This is a genomic window from Jiangella asiatica, from assembly GCF_004349065.1.
Classification (GTDB): Bacteria; Actinomycetota; Actinomycetes; order Jiangellales; family Jiangellaceae; genus Jiangella; species Jiangella asiatica.
Genome location: NZ_SMKZ01000038.1, coordinates 48877 through 63501, shown reverse-complemented (window position 1 = coordinate 63501; position 14625 = coordinate 48877). Strand labels below are relative to the sequence as shown.

Sequence of the window (14625 nt, the reverse complement as noted above, 5' to 3'; positions counted from 1 at the left end):
GGGTGGGCGTGGGCGTGTTGCCCTCCGGGATATCGCCGGCCCAGTTGTTCTCCACCTCGTGGTCGTCCATGGTGACGATCCACGGCGCGGCGGCGTGGGCGGCCTGCAGGTCGGAATCGGACTTGTAGAGCGCGTAGCGGGCGCGGTACTCGTCCAGTGTGATGGTCTCGCGCAGGAAGTCCGCCGGCAGCTCCTGCTGCCGCACCCCGGCGCCGACGCCCACCCCGTACTCGTACAGGTAGTCACCGAGGTGGAAGACGACGTCGTGGTCCAGCGCGGCCAGGTCGCGGTAGGCGGTGTAGAAACCCTCCCAGTACGCCTGGCACGACGCGAACGCGAACGACAGGCCCGGCAGCGGCTGGCCGCTCTCCGGCGCGGTACGGGTGCGGCCCACCGGGCTGAGGTCGCGGCCGACCCGGAACCGGTACCAGTAGTGCCGCCACGGCCGCAGCCCGGTGACGTCGACGTGGACGCTGTAGGACTGCTCGCGCCGGGCCCGCGCGGTCCCGCTGCGCACGACTCGCCGGAACTGATCGTCCTCGGCCACCTGCCACTGCACCAGCACCGGGCGTGGGCCCAGCCCGCCGAACGGCTCCAGCGTCCGCGGCGCCAGCCGGGTCCAGATGACGACGGCGTCCGGCAACGGGTCACCGGACGCGACGCCGAGCGTGAACGGGTAGTCGGGGAGGCGGTCCAGCTCGAGGGCGCTGCCGTCCGCGGACGCCAGGCCGGGCAGTGCACCCACCGCGGCCAGGCCCATCGCCGCACCGGCGACGGTGAGGAATTTGCGTCTGGTCGTGTCGACGGCGTCGAGCCTGAGGTGTCCGAACGGATCACGGGTGGCTGTCACGTGGCGGATCCGATCAGTCACAACCGACCGCAGAACGGACGAACGGTGACCGATCAGCGAACTTCCGTCGCCACGTGCGATTCCGGGGCGAGTGCGTTGCCGCGGTGCCGTTGGCAACGCGTGGCCATATGCGTACCATGTGTGTATGGCCCGCCTGAACGTCTACGTCCCCGATGACCTGGCCGAAGAAGTCAAGGCGTCGGGGCTCAACGTCTCGCAGGTCGCGCAGCAGGCATTGCGCCAGGAGCTCGATCGGCGCAGCGCGCAGGCGTGGCTCGACCGAGTCCGTCGCCGCCGACCTTCCGGTGTGACGCACGATCAGGCGATGACGGCGCTGGACGACGCCCGGGACGAGTTCGGCGCGCCGTGACCCTGGATGCTGTGGTGGTCGACGCGTCCGCCATGGTCGACCTCGTCGTGCCGACCGAACGAGCCGACGCGGTGGCCAGAACGATCGAGGGCCGCGCTCTCCACGCCCCGGCGCACCTCGATGCGGAGCTGCTGAGCGCATTCGGGCGACTCCACCGTGCCGGCGCGCTGTCCGAGGACGACGTCGCGGAGATCATCGACATCGTGCGACGCATGCCCGTCGTCCGTCATCCCGTGCCCGAACTGCTGGAAGCGGCCTGGAAGCACCGGCACGACACCAGGCTGACCGACGCCTTGTACCTCGCGCTGGCGAAACAGCTCGACCTCGCGCTGGTCACCACCGATGCACGCCTGGCCAGGTCGAGCTCGGCGTCGAACGTGGTCGTCCCTCTCGAGGGCTAGCCCGCCGCCCGCGGCTCGGCCGGCGGGTGGGTTGTTGTCGGTGGGGCGGCGTAAGCTCGTATCAGGACCCCCTCTCCAGCCTGGTTTGGGGGCACGTCTGCGTGCCTGGAAGGCAAAGCATGTCCCTGTACGGCCTCCTGTCCGCTCTGTTGGCCGGCGACGGCGACCCCACGCTGCGCTCGGCCGTCGACGACGCGCGCACCGGCGCGGTGACCTCGCTCGACCTGACCGCACCGCCGGCGCTGCGACCGTTCGTCACCGCCGCCCTGGCCGACGACGCGGTCGGCGCCGGGCGTACCGTGCTCGCCGTCACCGCCACCGGCCGCGAGGCCGAGGACCTCGCCGGCGAGCTGCGCAGCCTGCTGTCACCGGAGTCGGTCATGGAGTATCCGGCGTGGGAGACGCTGCCGCACGAGCGGCTCTCACCGCGCAGCGACACCGTAGGGCGGCGGCTGGCTGTGCTGCGCCGGCTGGTCCACCCCGACGAGGAGTCCGGCGGGCCGGTGAAAGTCGTCGTCGCGCCGGTGCGCAGCGTGCTGCAGCCGCAGGTGGCGGGGCTGGCCGACCTGCGCCCGGTGCGGTTGCGCACCGATGACGAGGTCGCGCTCGACGCCGTCGTCGAGCAGCTGGCCGCGGCCGCCTACGTCCGGGTCGACCTGGTCGAGCGGCGCGGCGAGTTCGCCGTCCGCGGTGGCATCGTCGACGTCTTCCCGCCCACCGAGGAGCACCCCGTCCGGGTCGACTTCTGGGGCGACACCGTCGAGGAGATCCGCTACTTCACCGTCGCCGACCAGCGTTCCACCGACGTCGCCGAACACGGGCTGTGGGCGCCGCCCTGCCGTGAGCTGCTCCTGACCGACGACGTCCGCCGTCGTGCGGCCGAGCTTTCGACGGAACTGCCTGAGCTTGCTGAGATATTGGAGAAGCTAGCCGCCGGTGTCGCCGTCGAAGGCATGGAGTCGCTGGCGCCGGTACTGGTCGACCGGATGGAGATGCTCATCGACCTGCTGCCGGCCGGGACGCACGTATTGGTCTGCGACCCTGAGCGGGTCCGCACCAGGGCGCACGACATGGTCGCGACCAGCCAGGAGTTCCTCGACGCGTCGTGGGCGGCCGCGGCCGGCGGTGGCCGGGCACCCATCGACCTCGGCGCGGCCGCCTATCACACGCTCGGTGACGTGCGGGCCCACGCGATCCGGCAGGGTCTGCCGTGGTGGAGCGTCAGCTCCTTCGGCATCGGCGCGACCGACGGCACCGACGGCGCGAGCGGCACCGGCGCCGCCAAGCCCGAACCCGTCGACCTCGACGCGGACCTCTACGCCGTCGACCTCGGCGACGACATGGTGCACGCCGGCGCCGTCGAGACCCGCGAGCTCGACGTCCGTCCGGCGCAGACCTACCGCGGCGACACTTCGCGAGCCGTCGCCGACCTGTCGGGCTGGCTGGCCAGCGGCGGCCGGGCCGTCCTCGTCACCGGCGGGCACGGCACCGCCGAGCGGGTGGTCGAGGTGCTGGGGGAGTCCGAGGTGCCGGCCCGCTACGTCGAACGGCTCGACACCGCGCCGGACGCCGGCGTCGTGCAGGTGACCACCGGCGCGCTGGCGCACGGCTTCGTCGCCGGGGCGCCGCGGCTCGCCGTGCTGACAGAAGACGACCTCACCGGGCAGCGGGTCTCCACCAGAGGCACCGTCCGGATGCCCAGCCGCCGCCGCAACCAGGTCGACCCGTTGCAGCTCAAGCCGGGTGACTACGTGGTGCACGACCAGCACGGCGTCGGCCGCTACGTCGAGATGACCAGCCGGACGGTGCAGGGCGCCACCCGCGAGTACCTCGTCGTCGAGTACGCGCCGTCGAAGCGCGGGCAGCCAGCCGACCGGCTGTACGTCCCGACCGACCAGCTCGGCCAGGTCACCAGGTACGTCGGCGGCGACGCACCGAGCCTGGACCGCATCGGCGGCAGCGACTGGGCCAAGCGAAAGGGCCGCGCCCGCAAGGCGGTCAAGGAGATCGCCGCCGAGCTCATCAAGCTTTACGCCGCCCGGCAGGCAGCACCGGGGCACGCGTTCGGAGCCGACTCCCCGTGGCAGGGCGAGCTGGAGGACGCCTTCCCGTACGTCGAGACCGTCGACCAGCTGTCCACCATCGACGAGGTCAAGCGCGACATGGAGCGCGAGGTCCCGATGGACCGCGTCATCTGCGGCGACGTCGGCTACGGCAAGACCGAGATCGCGGTGCGGGCCGCGTTCAAGGCGGTACAGGACGGCAAGCAGGTGGGCGTCCTGGTCCCGACGACGCTGCTCGTGCAGCAGCACTTCGCGACGTTCTCCGAGCGGTTCGCCCCGTTCCCGGTGACCATCCGGGCTCTGTCGAGGTTCCAGTCCGACGCCGAGGCGGCGAAGACCGTCCAGGGGCTGCTGGACGGCACCGTCGACGTCGTCATCGGCACCCACCGGCTCATCACCGGCGACGTCCGGTTCAAGGACCTCGGCCTGCTGATCGTCGACGAGGAGCAGCGCTTCGGCGTCGAGCACAAGGAGAAGCTCAAGCACCTGCGGGCCAACGTCGACGTGCTCACCATGTCGGCGACGCCGATCCCGCGGACGCTCGAGATGTCCATTACCGGAATTCGCGATATGTCCGTCATCACCACCCCGCCGGAGGAGCGGCACCCCGTACTCACCTACGTCGGCGGGTACGACGAGAAGCAGGTCGGCGCCGCGATCCGGCGCGAGCTGATGCGCGACGGCCAGGTGTTCTTCGTGCACAACCGCGTCGACACCATCGAGAAGGTCGCGGCGCGGCTGCGCGAGTTGGTGCCCGAGGCGCGGGTGGCCACGGCGCACGGCCAGATGGGCGAGCACACGCTGGAGCAGGTCATCAACGCGTTCTGGCAGCGCGAGGTCGACGTCCTGGTCTGCACCACGATCGTCGAGACCGGCCTGGACATCTCCAACGCCAACACCCTGATCGTCGACCGGTCCGAGCGGCTCGGCCTGTCGCAGCTGCATCAGCTGCGCGGCCGCGTCGGGCGAGGGCGCGAGCGTGCCTACTCCTACTTCTTCTACCCACGCGAGACGCCGCTGACCGAGGAGGCGCACGAGCGGCTGACCACCATCGCCCAGCACTCCGACCTCGGTGCCGGCATGCACGTGGCCATGAAGGACCTCGAGATCCGGGGCGCGGGCAACCTGCTGGGCGGCGAGCAGTCCGGGCACATCGCCGACGTCGGCTTCGACCTGTACGTGCGGCTGGTCGGCGAGGCCGTGGCCGACTACCGCGGCGACGCCACGGAGGCAGTGCCCGATGTGCGCATCGAGCTGCCCGTCGACGCCCACATCCCGCACGACTACGTCGCCAGCGAGCGGCTGCGCCTGGAGGCATACCGGCGGCTGTCCGAGGCCATGGACGACGCCGCCGTCGACGCCGTCGTCGAAGAGCTCGAGGACCGCTACGGCCCGCCGCCGGAGCCGGTGCGCAACCTGCTGGAGGTCGCTCGATTCCGGGCGCACGCCCGCCGTGCCGGGCTGTCGGAGGTGACCATCCAGGGCACCTACGTACGGTTCGCACAGGTCCACCTCGCCGACTGGCAGAAGGTCCGGCTCGGCCGGCTGTACCCCAAGTCGCTGGTGAAGGACGCCGTCGACACCGTCCTGGTGCCGCGGCCGCGGCCGACCGGCATCGGCGCACCGCAGCTGCGCGGCGTCGAGCTGCTGGCCTGGGCGCGCAAGGTCGTCGACGACGTCATGGCCCACCAGCCCGAAGCCGCCGCGAGCCGGGCTGGATAAGATGCGGCGCGGGCAACCGTGTCGCCGAACCCGACGCACAACGACGAAGAGGATCACCGTGTCGACCATCCGACGCATCATCACGGCGTCCCTGGCCGCCGCCGCGGCCGTGGCGCTGGCCGCTTGCGACGCCGAGCAGATCGGCGCCGCCGTCGTGATCGACGGCGAGCGGTTCACCGTCGAGGACCTGCAGAACGAGGTCGACCGGGTGCAGCGGCTCGAAGGGTTCGACGTCACCGCGGCCGGCGGCATGCCGACGTTCCAGCGTCAGGTGCTCACCCGCCACATCCAGCACGAGATCTTCGTCCGGCTGGCCGAGGACGAGGGCATCGAGGTCACCGAGGCCGACATCGACAACGCCATCGACGAGTTCGAGGCGCAGGCCGGCGGCGACCTCACGCCCGCCCTGGAGCAGAACGGCTACACCGAGGATGCGTTCCGCGCAGGCGTCGCCGACCAGCTGATCGCCGAGGCCTACGCGGCCGAGACCGGCGCCGACAACACCGTGCTCACGCAGACACTCGTCGACCTCGGTGACGAGATGGGCGTCGAGGTCAACCCCCGCTACGGCGAGTGGACCCAGGATCTCGCCGTCAGCGCCGACACCGGGTCCATCTCCGAAGCGGCTCAGTGAGCTCTCCCGGCCGGCTGGTCCTGCTCGCCACCAGTCCCCGGGTCGCGCCGGGGCTGCTCTCGGCGGCGGCGTGGGACCTGCTGCGCGCGGGCAGGGTCCTCGTGGGCGACGCGTCGCATCCGCAGGTCGCGGCGGTCCGGGCGGCCGGTGTCGAGGTGACGGTGGTGCCGGCGCCTCCGGCGTCGGCGAAGGTGCCGGCCGGCGAGGTCGTCGTGTGGCTGCTGCCGCCCGGCGACGACGGCGTGGAGCTGGTCGGCGGGCTTGGTGTCGAGATGGTCGCTGGTTCGCAGGACCTCCCGGGCGGCCGGCTGCTGGACCTCGTCGCCGTCATGGACCGGTTGCGCTCGCCCGGCGGCTGCCCGTGGGACGCTGAGCAGACCCACCGCAGCCTGGCGACGTACCTGCTGGAAGAGACGTACGAGACGCTCGAGGCCATCGAGGCCGGCGACGACGACGACTTGCGCGAGGAGCTCGGTGACCTGCTCCTCCAGGTGGTCTTCCACGCCCGGCTGGCGCAGGAGCGCCCATCGGAGCCGTGGTCCATCGACGATGTCGCGGCCGGCATCGCGGCGAAGCTGGTGCGCCGGCACCCGCACGTGTTCGCCGACGTGCACGCGCCGACGGCGTCCGACGTCGGCGACCGGTGGGAGAAGCTCAAGCGGGCGGAGAAGGGTCGCGAGTCCGCCGTCGACGGGGTCCCGCTCGCCCAGCCGGCGCTGTCGCTGGCGGCGAAGCTTGTGCACCGGGTCGAGAAGTCCGGGGTGGCGGTGCCGGTGCGCGAGATGCCGCTGCCCCCGCTGGGCACATCCGACGATGTCGGCGACGCGTTGTTCGCGCTGGCCCGGCGCGCCCGCGAGCTCGGCGTCGACCCCGAGCAGGCGCTGCGCGACGCCGCCCGTCGCTACGTGGCCGCCGTACACGCCGCCGAGTCGTCGCCGGGCTGAGGCGGTGCCGTCGACCGAGAGCGATCCGGGCGGCCCGGAACCCCGGTGCCGCAGGTAGCGTTGTCACCAGACAGCGACCCCAGCGACGACGACGGCGTCGTCGGCGAAAGGATGTATCCGTGACCTGTCCGAAGTGCAGCGGCCAGATGAAGACGTACGACCGGTTGGGCGTGCACGTCGATCAGTGCGACAACTGCAAAGGCATCTTCCTCGACAAGGGTGAGCTGGAGCAGATCGTCGCCGCGGAGGAGCAGTTCAACGCGCCTCCGCCGCCGCTGGAGTACGGCGGCCGTCAGCAGCCTCCGCCGCCGCAGTACCGCGGCCGCCCCGACAGCCCGGCGCCGTACGGCCGCGGCCGCGGCTACTCTGACTCGCCCAGCCCGTACGGCTACGGCGGCAAGCGGCGCAAGCGGAGCTTCCTCGACCAGCTCTTCGACTGAGCCGCGCGGTCGTCGACGACCCGTGAACCTGCTGGTCTGCGAGCGTTGCGGCGAGCGCACCGATCACCCGCGGGTCGAGGCCGATGCGGTGATCCGGTGCGACCACTGCGGCCACCGGTGGCCGTTCCGGCGGCTGGCGTTGCGCTGCGTCACCGGGCCGAGCGGCACCGGCAAGTCCGCCGTCACCCGGCACCTGGTCGACTCGCTGGCCGACCGGTTCGTCGTGCTCGAGCAGGACGTGCTCTGGCAGGCCGGCCTGCGCGACGACGACGGCGACCACCGGGCCTTCCGGTCGGCCTGGCTGCGGATGGCCGCGATGATCCACCAGAACGGCCGGCCGGTGGTGCTGGTCGGGACGGTGGTGCCGCAGGAGTTCGAGCCGCTGCCGGAGCGGCCGTTGTTCGAGCGCATCGACTACCTCTGCCTGACCTGCGATCCTGCGGTGCTGGCCGAGCGGCTGCGCGCGCGGCCGGCGTGGCGGCAGTGGGACGAGCCGCGGATCGCCGAGATGCTCGAGTACGCCGAGTGGATACGCGACGACGCGGCGCTGTTCGAGCCGCCGATGACGCTGCTCGACACCACGCGGGCGCCGGTCGACGAGACCGTCCGCGCCGTCAGGGAGTGGGTGCTGAATCGCAGGCCATGAGTGCTTCGCCGCCATCACGAGGATCGCCCGCGCGTCACCATGGTTGTAAGCATGGTGCAACACGAGATTTCGTGCTGAACGTGATCATTTGGAGGCGGGCACCCGCGGCCAGCCGCTCCACCAGGGCGTCGATCGTCCTCGCCTCCCGCGACAGCACCCCCGCGCACCAGCGGTGGAACGCCGTCGCCGACTCCGCGGCACCGGCCCGGCTCATGCCCTCGGCGACGAACGCACCGTCGCGGAACCAGGCGAAGCCGTACGGTGCGAAGCCGACCGCCGCGGGGTAGGCGCCGGACGGGTGCTGTGCCCCGGAGATCAGTGACACGCTCACCCGGGTGAGTCGTCGCAGCTCAGCGGCGCCCACTGCGTCGAAAGGCTTGACAGGCTCGGTCATGATGCCCGAATGTAGCCGATGTAACCGGTTAATGTAACCGGTATCAACGGGAGCTGCGGGACCATGGACCATCCGGACGGTGAGACCGTCAAGCGGCGCCGCACGTCCAACCGTGCCAGCGTCACCATCCGCGACGTCGCGCGGCACGCCGGCGTGTCGGTGGCGACCGTGTCGCGCGCGCTGCGCGGGAGCGACCTCGTCCACCCGGCCACCCGCGAACGTGTCGACGCCGCCATCGAGGCGCTGCGGTTCACGCCCAGCCAGCTCGGCCGTTCCCTGGCCGAGAGGCGGCACGCGGCCAACGGGATTGTCTTCCCGGACCTGTCCGGACCGTTCTACGCCGAGGTGGTGCTGGGCTACGAGGAGGTCGCGGCCAGGCTCGGCCGGTCCGTGCTCATCCTGTCCACGCACAACCGCGAGTCCGCCGACGAGATGGTGCTCGACCTCGCCGGCCGGGTCGACGGCCTGGCCGTCTTCGGCCGCACGGTGCACGACGTCGTCGTCGCCGAGATCGTCGAGCGCGGCGTTCCGGTCGTGCTGATGGCCCGCACGGAGGTCAGGGGCGCGGACTCCGTGCGCACGGAGAACGTGTCGGCCGCGCAATCCGTCGTCGAACACCTGGTCACGCACGGTCACCGGCGGATGGCCTTCCTCGGCGACCCGGTCGACTCCACCGACGTCGCCGAGCGCTGGGCGGGCTTCCGTGCCGCTGTGGACCGGGCCGGGTTGCCGGCACCGGACCAGCCGGTCACCGCCGGGTTCAAGGAGGACGACGGCGCCCGGGCGGCGGTCGACCTGCGTGCCGGCGGACTGCCGGACGTCGTCGTCTGCGCGAACGACGAGCTGGCGCTCGGCCTGATGGAGGCCCTGGAGGACCACGGGGTCCGGGTACCGGACGACGTCGCGGTCACGGGGTGGGACGACGTCATGGCCGCGCGCTACGCCGGGCTGACGACAGTGCGCCAGCCGATGCGCGACATGGGGGCCCGGGCCGCCCGGATGCTCGACGCCCGGATCAGCGGGGACAGTTCCGAACCGCGTCACGACGTACTCACCACCCAGCTGGTGGTCCGCCGCAGTTGCGGACTCCATCCGAAGGAGGCTCATCGATGAGTCGACAGATGACCGCAGTCGCGGCTCTCGCCGCGACGGCCCTCGCGCTGACCGCCTGCGGCCGCGACGACGAGGGGTCCGACGGCGAGGCCGCGCCCGCCGAGGAGATCTCCGAAGGCCCGGCCACCGGGAACATCGAGGTCTGGGCCATGGGCACCGAGGGGGAGGGGCTCGGCGCGTTCCTGGCCGGCTTCGAGGAGGAGAACCCCGACGTCACCGTCGAGGTCACGCCGGTGCCGTGGGAAGGCGCGCACGACCGCATCGCCACCGCCATCGCCGCCGGCGAGACGCCCGACGTCAGCCTGATCGGCACCACCTGGATGGGTGAGTTCGCCGAGACCGGCGGGCTGGAGCCGACACCGACGGACCTGTTCAGCGAGGACGACTTCTTCCCCGGTCCGTGGGCGTCCACCGTCGTCGACGGCACGTCCTACGGTGTGCCCTGGTACGTCGAGACGCGGGCCCTGTTCTACCGAACCGACCTGGCCCAGCAGGCCGGTCTCGAGCCGCCCACCACGTGGGACGACCTGAAGACGTTCGCGCAGGGACTCCAGCAGGCCGGCGCCCAGCAGGGCATCTACCTGCAGCCCGGACAGGGCGGCTCGTGGCAGACGTTCATGCCGTTCGCCTGGCAGAACGGCGCCACGCTCACCGACGGCGACGCGTACACCCTGGACAGCCCGGAGATGATCGAGGCGCTGGAGTACTACACGTCGTACTTCACCGAGGGCCTGTCGCAGAACACCGTGCTGCAGCCGGGCGCGCTGGAGCAGATGTTCGCCGACGGCACCATCGGCTCGTTCATCTCCGGCCCGTGGCACATCGGGCTCGTCCGCGACGCCGGCGCGACGGACAACTTCGACGTCGTCCCGCTGCCCGGACGGGACGAGGCGCCCGGCGCGTCCTTCGTCGGCGGCGGCAACCTGGCCGTCTTCACCGACTCCGACAACAAGGACGGCGCCTGGAAGCTCATCGAGTACCTCACCCAGGTCGAGGTGCAACAGAGCTGGTACGAGGCCATCACCGACCTGCCGTCCATGCCGGCGGCCTGGGAGGACGGCCCGCTCACCGAGGACGAGCTGGTCGCGACGTTCGGCGAGCAGCTGGAGCACACCGAGGCGCCGCCGGCCGTCCCCACGTGGGAGCAGGTCGCCTCCGTCATCGACACCGACATCGAGGCCGCGGTGCGCGGCACCATGAGCGCGGCCGACGCGGTGGCGGACATGCAGTCGCAGGCGTCGTCGATCGGGACCGGACTCCAGTGAGGACCGACTGACGATGCCCGCCGTCGCGACGACGCGGGACGGCCCGGACGCGCCGGGCGGGGCGGGCATGTCCGCCCGGCGCGGCCGTCCGCGCGGTACGCCGTTGCAGCGCCGGCAGGCGCGCACCGCCTGGCTGCTCGCCGTCCCGTTCCTGCTGCTGTTCGCCGCATTCACCGCCGGGCCGGTGTTCGCCTCGCTGTTCATGAGCTTCACCGACATGCGCAGCACCGACCTGCGCACGCCGCTCAACGTCGAGCTCGCCGGCCTGGACAACTACACGCAGCTCTTCAGCGACCCCCTGTTCCGCAAGGTCGCCGTCAACACCGCGATCTTCGTGGTGGTCGGGGTGCCGCTGACGATGGTGCTCGCGCTCGCCGCCGCGGTCGGGCTCAACGGCATCCAGCGGCTGCGCGGCTTCTTCCGGCTCGGCTACTACCTGCCGGTCGTCACCAGCATCGTCGCCGTCGCGGTCGTGTGGCGGTTCCTGCTGCAGCCGGACACCGGGCCGATCAACCAGCTGCTCGGCGTGGTCGGCATCGACGGGCCGGACTGGCTGGGCAGCACGTCGCTGGCGCTGCCGTCGCTGATCGTCATGGCGGCCTGGCGCAATCTCGGCACCCTGATGGTGATCTTCCTGGCCGGCCTGCAGACGGTGCCGCGCGAGATGCTGGAGGCCGCCGAGGTCGACGGCGCGGGACGGTGGCAGCGGTTCCGGTACGTGACGCTGCCGCTGCTGCGCCCGACGCTGCTGTTCGGAGCGGTCATCACCGGCATCGGCTACCTGCAGTTCTTCGAAGAGCCCTACGTCATGACCCGAGGTGGTCCGCTGAACTCCACCCGGTCGGTCTCGTTCTACATCTACGACCACTTCGGCTTCGGCAACTACGGCTACGCCGCGGCGGCCAGCTACGTGCTGTTCGTGGCGATCGTGGTGCTGACGGCGCTCCAGTTCCGGCTGCTGCGGCCGAAGACGTGAGGTGAGACGACGATGACCACCTACACCCCGCCACCGCCGAGCGTCTCCGACGACGCCGACGTCCTGGCCGCCGAGCCCGGCCGCGGCGGCGACCGCAAGCCGTCGCGCTGGCTGTACGTCGTCCTCGCCGTCGGCGTGATCATCATGGCGCTGCCGTTCGTCTGGATGCTGCTGTCCTCGGTGAAGCCGGAGGCCGAGGTGCGCCAGATCCCGCCGACCTGGCTGCCGGAGACGTTCACGCTGGAGAACTACCGCGAACTGTTCGACCGGCTGCGCTTCCCGACGTATTTCTTCAACTCCACGCTGGTCGCCGTCGTGGTGACCCTCGGCAATCTCGTCTTCGGCTCGATGCTGGGGTACGCGCTGGCCAAGCTCGACTTCCGCGGCAAGCGGGTCGTGTTCGGGCTGGTCCTGGGGACGCTGATGGTGCCCGGCATGGTGACGTTCGTGCCGCTGTTCGTGCTGGTCAGCAACATGGGTTTGACGAACACGTTCCCCGGGCTGATCCTGCCGTACCTGGTCGGGCCGTTCGGGGTGTTCCTGATGCGCCAGTACTTCCTGGGCCTGCCCGACGAGTTGATCCAGGCCGCCCGGGTGGACGGAGCCGGCGAGCTGCGCATCTTCTGGAGCGTCATGCTGCCGCTGACCGGGCCCGCGCTGGCGACGCTGGGCATCCTGACGTTCCTCACGTCGTGGAACAACTTCCTCTGGCCGCTCGTCGTCGCCCAGACCGAGGACATGTACACCCTGCCGGTCGCGCTTGCCCTGTACTCGGTCGGGCAGAACGCCACCCAGTACGGGTTGCTGCTGGCCGGCGCCGTCGTCGTGGTCGTGCCCGTCATCGCGCTGTTCCTGGCGGTCCAGCGCTACTTCGTCCAGGGCATCGCCATGACCGGGATCAAGTGACCGACGCGAGAGGACATGACGCGTGAGCCGTGAGACCACCGCCCGATCCGACTTCGAGACGAGGCTGGGCCGGGTCAGCGGCGCCGCGGCCAGGACGGCGGTGAGGCTGCCGGCGCCGGCCGGTCTGTCGGCGCGGCCCGGACGGGGTCAGGTCACGCTGGCCTGGGAGTCGGTCGACGGCGCGGCCGGCTACCTTGTGCACGTCGCGTCGTCGCCGGACGGGCCGTTCGAACCGCTGGACCATCTCGGCCGCGACGTGCTCGCCGTGCCGCATGGTCCGTACGTCGACACGACCGGCGCACCTGGGGAGGTGCGGTGGTACGCGGTGGCGGCGGTGCCCGACGTCGACCAGGTGGGCGAGCTGAGCGCGCCGGTGTCGGCGGCGTCGCTGCCCGGTGCTGGCGGTCCCGACTCCACGTCCGAGCCGGTCACCGTCGTCGTCGACGCCGCTGGGGACGACGGTGAGCTGGACCGGCCGTGGCGGCTGATGATCGGCAGCGAGCACCTGTCGCACGCGCTGTCCGCCGACCGCACCGGCGGGCAGGAGATCGGCGCGGAGCTGCGGGCTGCCCTGAGGGCCGCGCACGACGAGCTCGGCGTGCGGATGGTGCGCGCCCACGCCATCCTCGGCGACGACCTCGGCGTCTACCGCGAGGTCGACGGCGAACCGGTGCACGACTTCAGCGGCGTCGACCGCGTCTACGACATGGTGCTCTCGCTGGGCCTGAAGCCGGTGGTCGAGATCTCGTTCATGCCGCGCGACCTGGCCTCGGACCCGTCGGCGACGGTGTTCGAGTACGGCGCGATCATCTCGCCGCCGAAGGACTGGGGCCACTGGTACGACCTCGTCCGGGCCTTCGTCGCCCACCTGGTCGACCGGTACGGCCTCGACGAGGTCCGCGACGAGTGGGCCTTCGAGATCTGGAACGAGGCCAACCTCGAGGTGTTCTGGTCCGGCAGCCCCGAGGAGTTCTTCCGGCTGCACGAAGTCGCCACCCGCGCGGTGAAGGACGTCGACCCGCAGCTGCGGGTGGGCGGGCCGGCGTCGGCGGCGGCCGGGTGGATCGACCAGCTGCTGGCGCACACCGAGGCGGCCGGCATCCCGCCGGACTTCGTCTCGACCCACACCTACGGTTCTCCGCCGCTGGACCTGCGCCCGATCCTGGAACGGCACGGCCGCGACGGCATCCCGATCTGGTGGACCGAGTGGGGTGTCACCCCGACGCACTTCAACGAGGTCAGCGAATCCGTGTTCGCCGCGGTGTTCCTGCTGCGCGGGATGCGCTCGGCGATGGACCGGCTGGAGTCGCTGTCGTACTGGGTGGTGTCGGACCACTTCGAGGAGCTGGGCCGCCCGCCCGCGCTGTTCCACGGCGGCTTCGGCCTGCGCACCGTCGGTGAGCTGCGCAAACCCCGCTGGTGGGCGCTGGCGATGCTGGAGGCCTTGCCGTCGCGGCGGCTGCCGGCGACGCTGTCCGGCGACGGCGCCGACTCGCTGGTGGAAGGGTTGGCCGCGGCCTCGCGGGAGGCGGACGGCCGGGTGGCCGCGCTGGTGTGGAACGGGACGCTGGACCAGTCCAAGGCCTCGGGTTCGACGATGCTGGGCCGGCGCATCGAGCTGCGGTTCACCGGCCTCCCGGACGGCGACTACGAGCTGCGCCACCACCGCGTCGACGACGACCACTCCTGCGTCCCCGCGGTATGGCGGCGCATCGGCGCTGGCGCTGACTGGCCGACGCGTGAGCAGTGGGAGCAGCTTCGAGCCGCGGACCGGCTGGACGAGCTCCACCCGCCGCGCCGGGTGCGCGCGACCGGCGGTGTGGTGGAGATCGAGTTCGACCTGCCGAATCCCTCGATGTCGTTGGTGGAGCTGATACCTGTAGCCGGGTGAGCGACAGGAC

At 71.5% G+C, this 14625-nt stretch carries 14 protein-coding genes; 12 read left to right on the top strand and 2 right to left on the bottom strand.

Annotation, left to right across the window (positions count from 1 at the left end):
• Nucleotides 1–850: alkaline phosphatase D family protein (locus tag E1269_RS22510; protein WP_203433983.1), on the bottom strand; the 850-nt coding region annotated here is incomplete at its 3' end.
• A 145-nt stretch (nt 851–995) separates the two neighbouring features.
• Between E1269_RS22510 and E1269_RS22505 the strand changes: the two genes are divergently transcribed.
• The 7 genes from E1269_RS22505 to E1269_RS22475 all read left to right on the top strand — a co-directional run bounded on the left by E1269_RS22505 (nt 996) and on the right by E1269_RS22475 (nt 8070).
• Entirely contained in the window at nt 996–1220 is a 225-nt protein-coding gene (locus E1269_RS22505; RefSeq protein ID WP_131898729.1) for a type II toxin-antitoxin system CcdA family antitoxin, read from the top strand.
• Nucleotides 1217–1621 carry a type II toxin-antitoxin system VapC family toxin gene (locus E1269_RS22500; RefSeq protein WP_203433982.1) on the top strand — a complete coding sequence of 135 codons (405 nt, stop codon included), beginning with the start codon at nt 1217–1219 and terminating at the stop codon, nt 1619–1621. The genes E1269_RS22505 and E1269_RS22500 overlap by 4 nt, the downstream gene beginning before the upstream one ends.
• 119 nt (nt 1622–1740) lie before the next feature.
• On the top strand, nt 1741–5406 hold the full coding sequence (gene mfd, locus E1269_RS22495; protein ID WP_131898727.1) for a transcription-repair coupling factor: 3666 nt from the start codon (nt 1741–1743) through the stop codon (nt 5404–5406).
• Nucleotides 5407–5464: 58 nt separating this feature from the next.
• Nucleotides 5465–6040, top strand: coding sequence for a SurA N-terminal domain-containing protein (locus E1269_RS22490; protein ID WP_162606570.1), 576 nt, complete (start codon nt 5465–5467; stop codon nt 6038–6040).
• Nucleotides 6037–6984, top strand: a complete 948-nt coding sequence (locus E1269_RS22485; protein WP_131898723.1) for a nucleoside triphosphate pyrophosphohydrolase — start codon at nt 6037–6039, stop codon at nt 6982–6984. The genes E1269_RS22490 and E1269_RS22485 overlap by 4 nt, the downstream gene beginning before the upstream one ends.
• Nucleotides 6985–7103: 119 nt before the next feature.
• Nucleotides 7104–7424, top strand: a complete 321-nt coding sequence (locus E1269_RS22480; protein WP_131898721.1) for a TFIIB-type zinc ribbon-containing protein — start codon at nt 7104–7106, stop codon at nt 7422–7424.
• 22 nt (nt 7425–7446) lie between these two features.
• Nucleotides 7447–8070 (top strand): AAA family ATPase, encoded by a 624-nt coding sequence (locus tag E1269_RS22475; protein WP_131898719.1) that lies wholly within the window; start codon nt 7447–7449, stop codon nt 8068–8070.
• Nucleotides 8071–8104: 34 nt separating this feature from the next.
• Here the strand turns inward: E1269_RS22475 and E1269_RS22470 are convergent, their stop codons facing one another.
• A complete protein-coding gene (locus E1269_RS22470; protein WP_131898717.1) occupies nt 8105–8464 on the bottom strand; it encodes a hypothetical protein in 360 nt (119 codons plus the stop codon).
• A 63-nt stretch (nt 8465–8527) separates the two neighbouring features.
• Here E1269_RS22470 and E1269_RS22465 point away from each other — a divergent pair, with 63 nt between their 5' ends.
• The 5 genes from E1269_RS22465 to E1269_RS22445 are packed head-to-tail and all read left to right on the top strand — an operon-like array spanning nt 8528 to nt 14615.
• Nucleotides 8528–9577, top strand: a complete 1050-nt coding sequence (locus tag E1269_RS22465) for a LacI family DNA-binding transcriptional regulator (protein WP_131898715.1) — start codon at nt 8528–8530, stop codon at nt 9575–9577.
• Entirely contained in the window at nt 9574–10842 is a 1269-nt protein-coding gene (locus E1269_RS22460) for a sugar ABC transporter substrate-binding protein (RefSeq protein ID WP_131898713.1), read from the top strand. The genes E1269_RS22465 and E1269_RS22460 overlap by 4 nt, the downstream gene beginning before the upstream one ends.
• Before the next feature lie 13 nt (nt 10843–10855).
• A complete protein-coding gene (locus tag E1269_RS22455; protein ID WP_203433981.1) occupies nt 10856–11818 on the top strand; it encodes a carbohydrate ABC transporter permease in 963 nt (320 codons plus the stop codon).
• 12 nt (nt 11819–11830) lie between these two features.
• The gene (locus E1269_RS22450) at nt 11831–12724 is read left to right on the top strand and encodes a carbohydrate ABC transporter permease (protein ID WP_131898711.1); all 894 of its coding nucleotides are present in this window, start codon (nt 11831–11833) and stop codon (nt 12722–12724) included.
• Between the two features lie 22 nt (nt 12725–12746).
• Nucleotides 12747–14615 carry a GH39 family glycosyl hydrolase gene (locus E1269_RS22445; protein WP_131898709.1) on the top strand — a complete coding sequence of 623 codons (1869 nt, stop codon included), beginning with the start codon at nt 12747–12749 and terminating at the stop codon, nt 14613–14615.
• Nucleotides 14616–14625 lie beyond the last annotated feature (10 nt).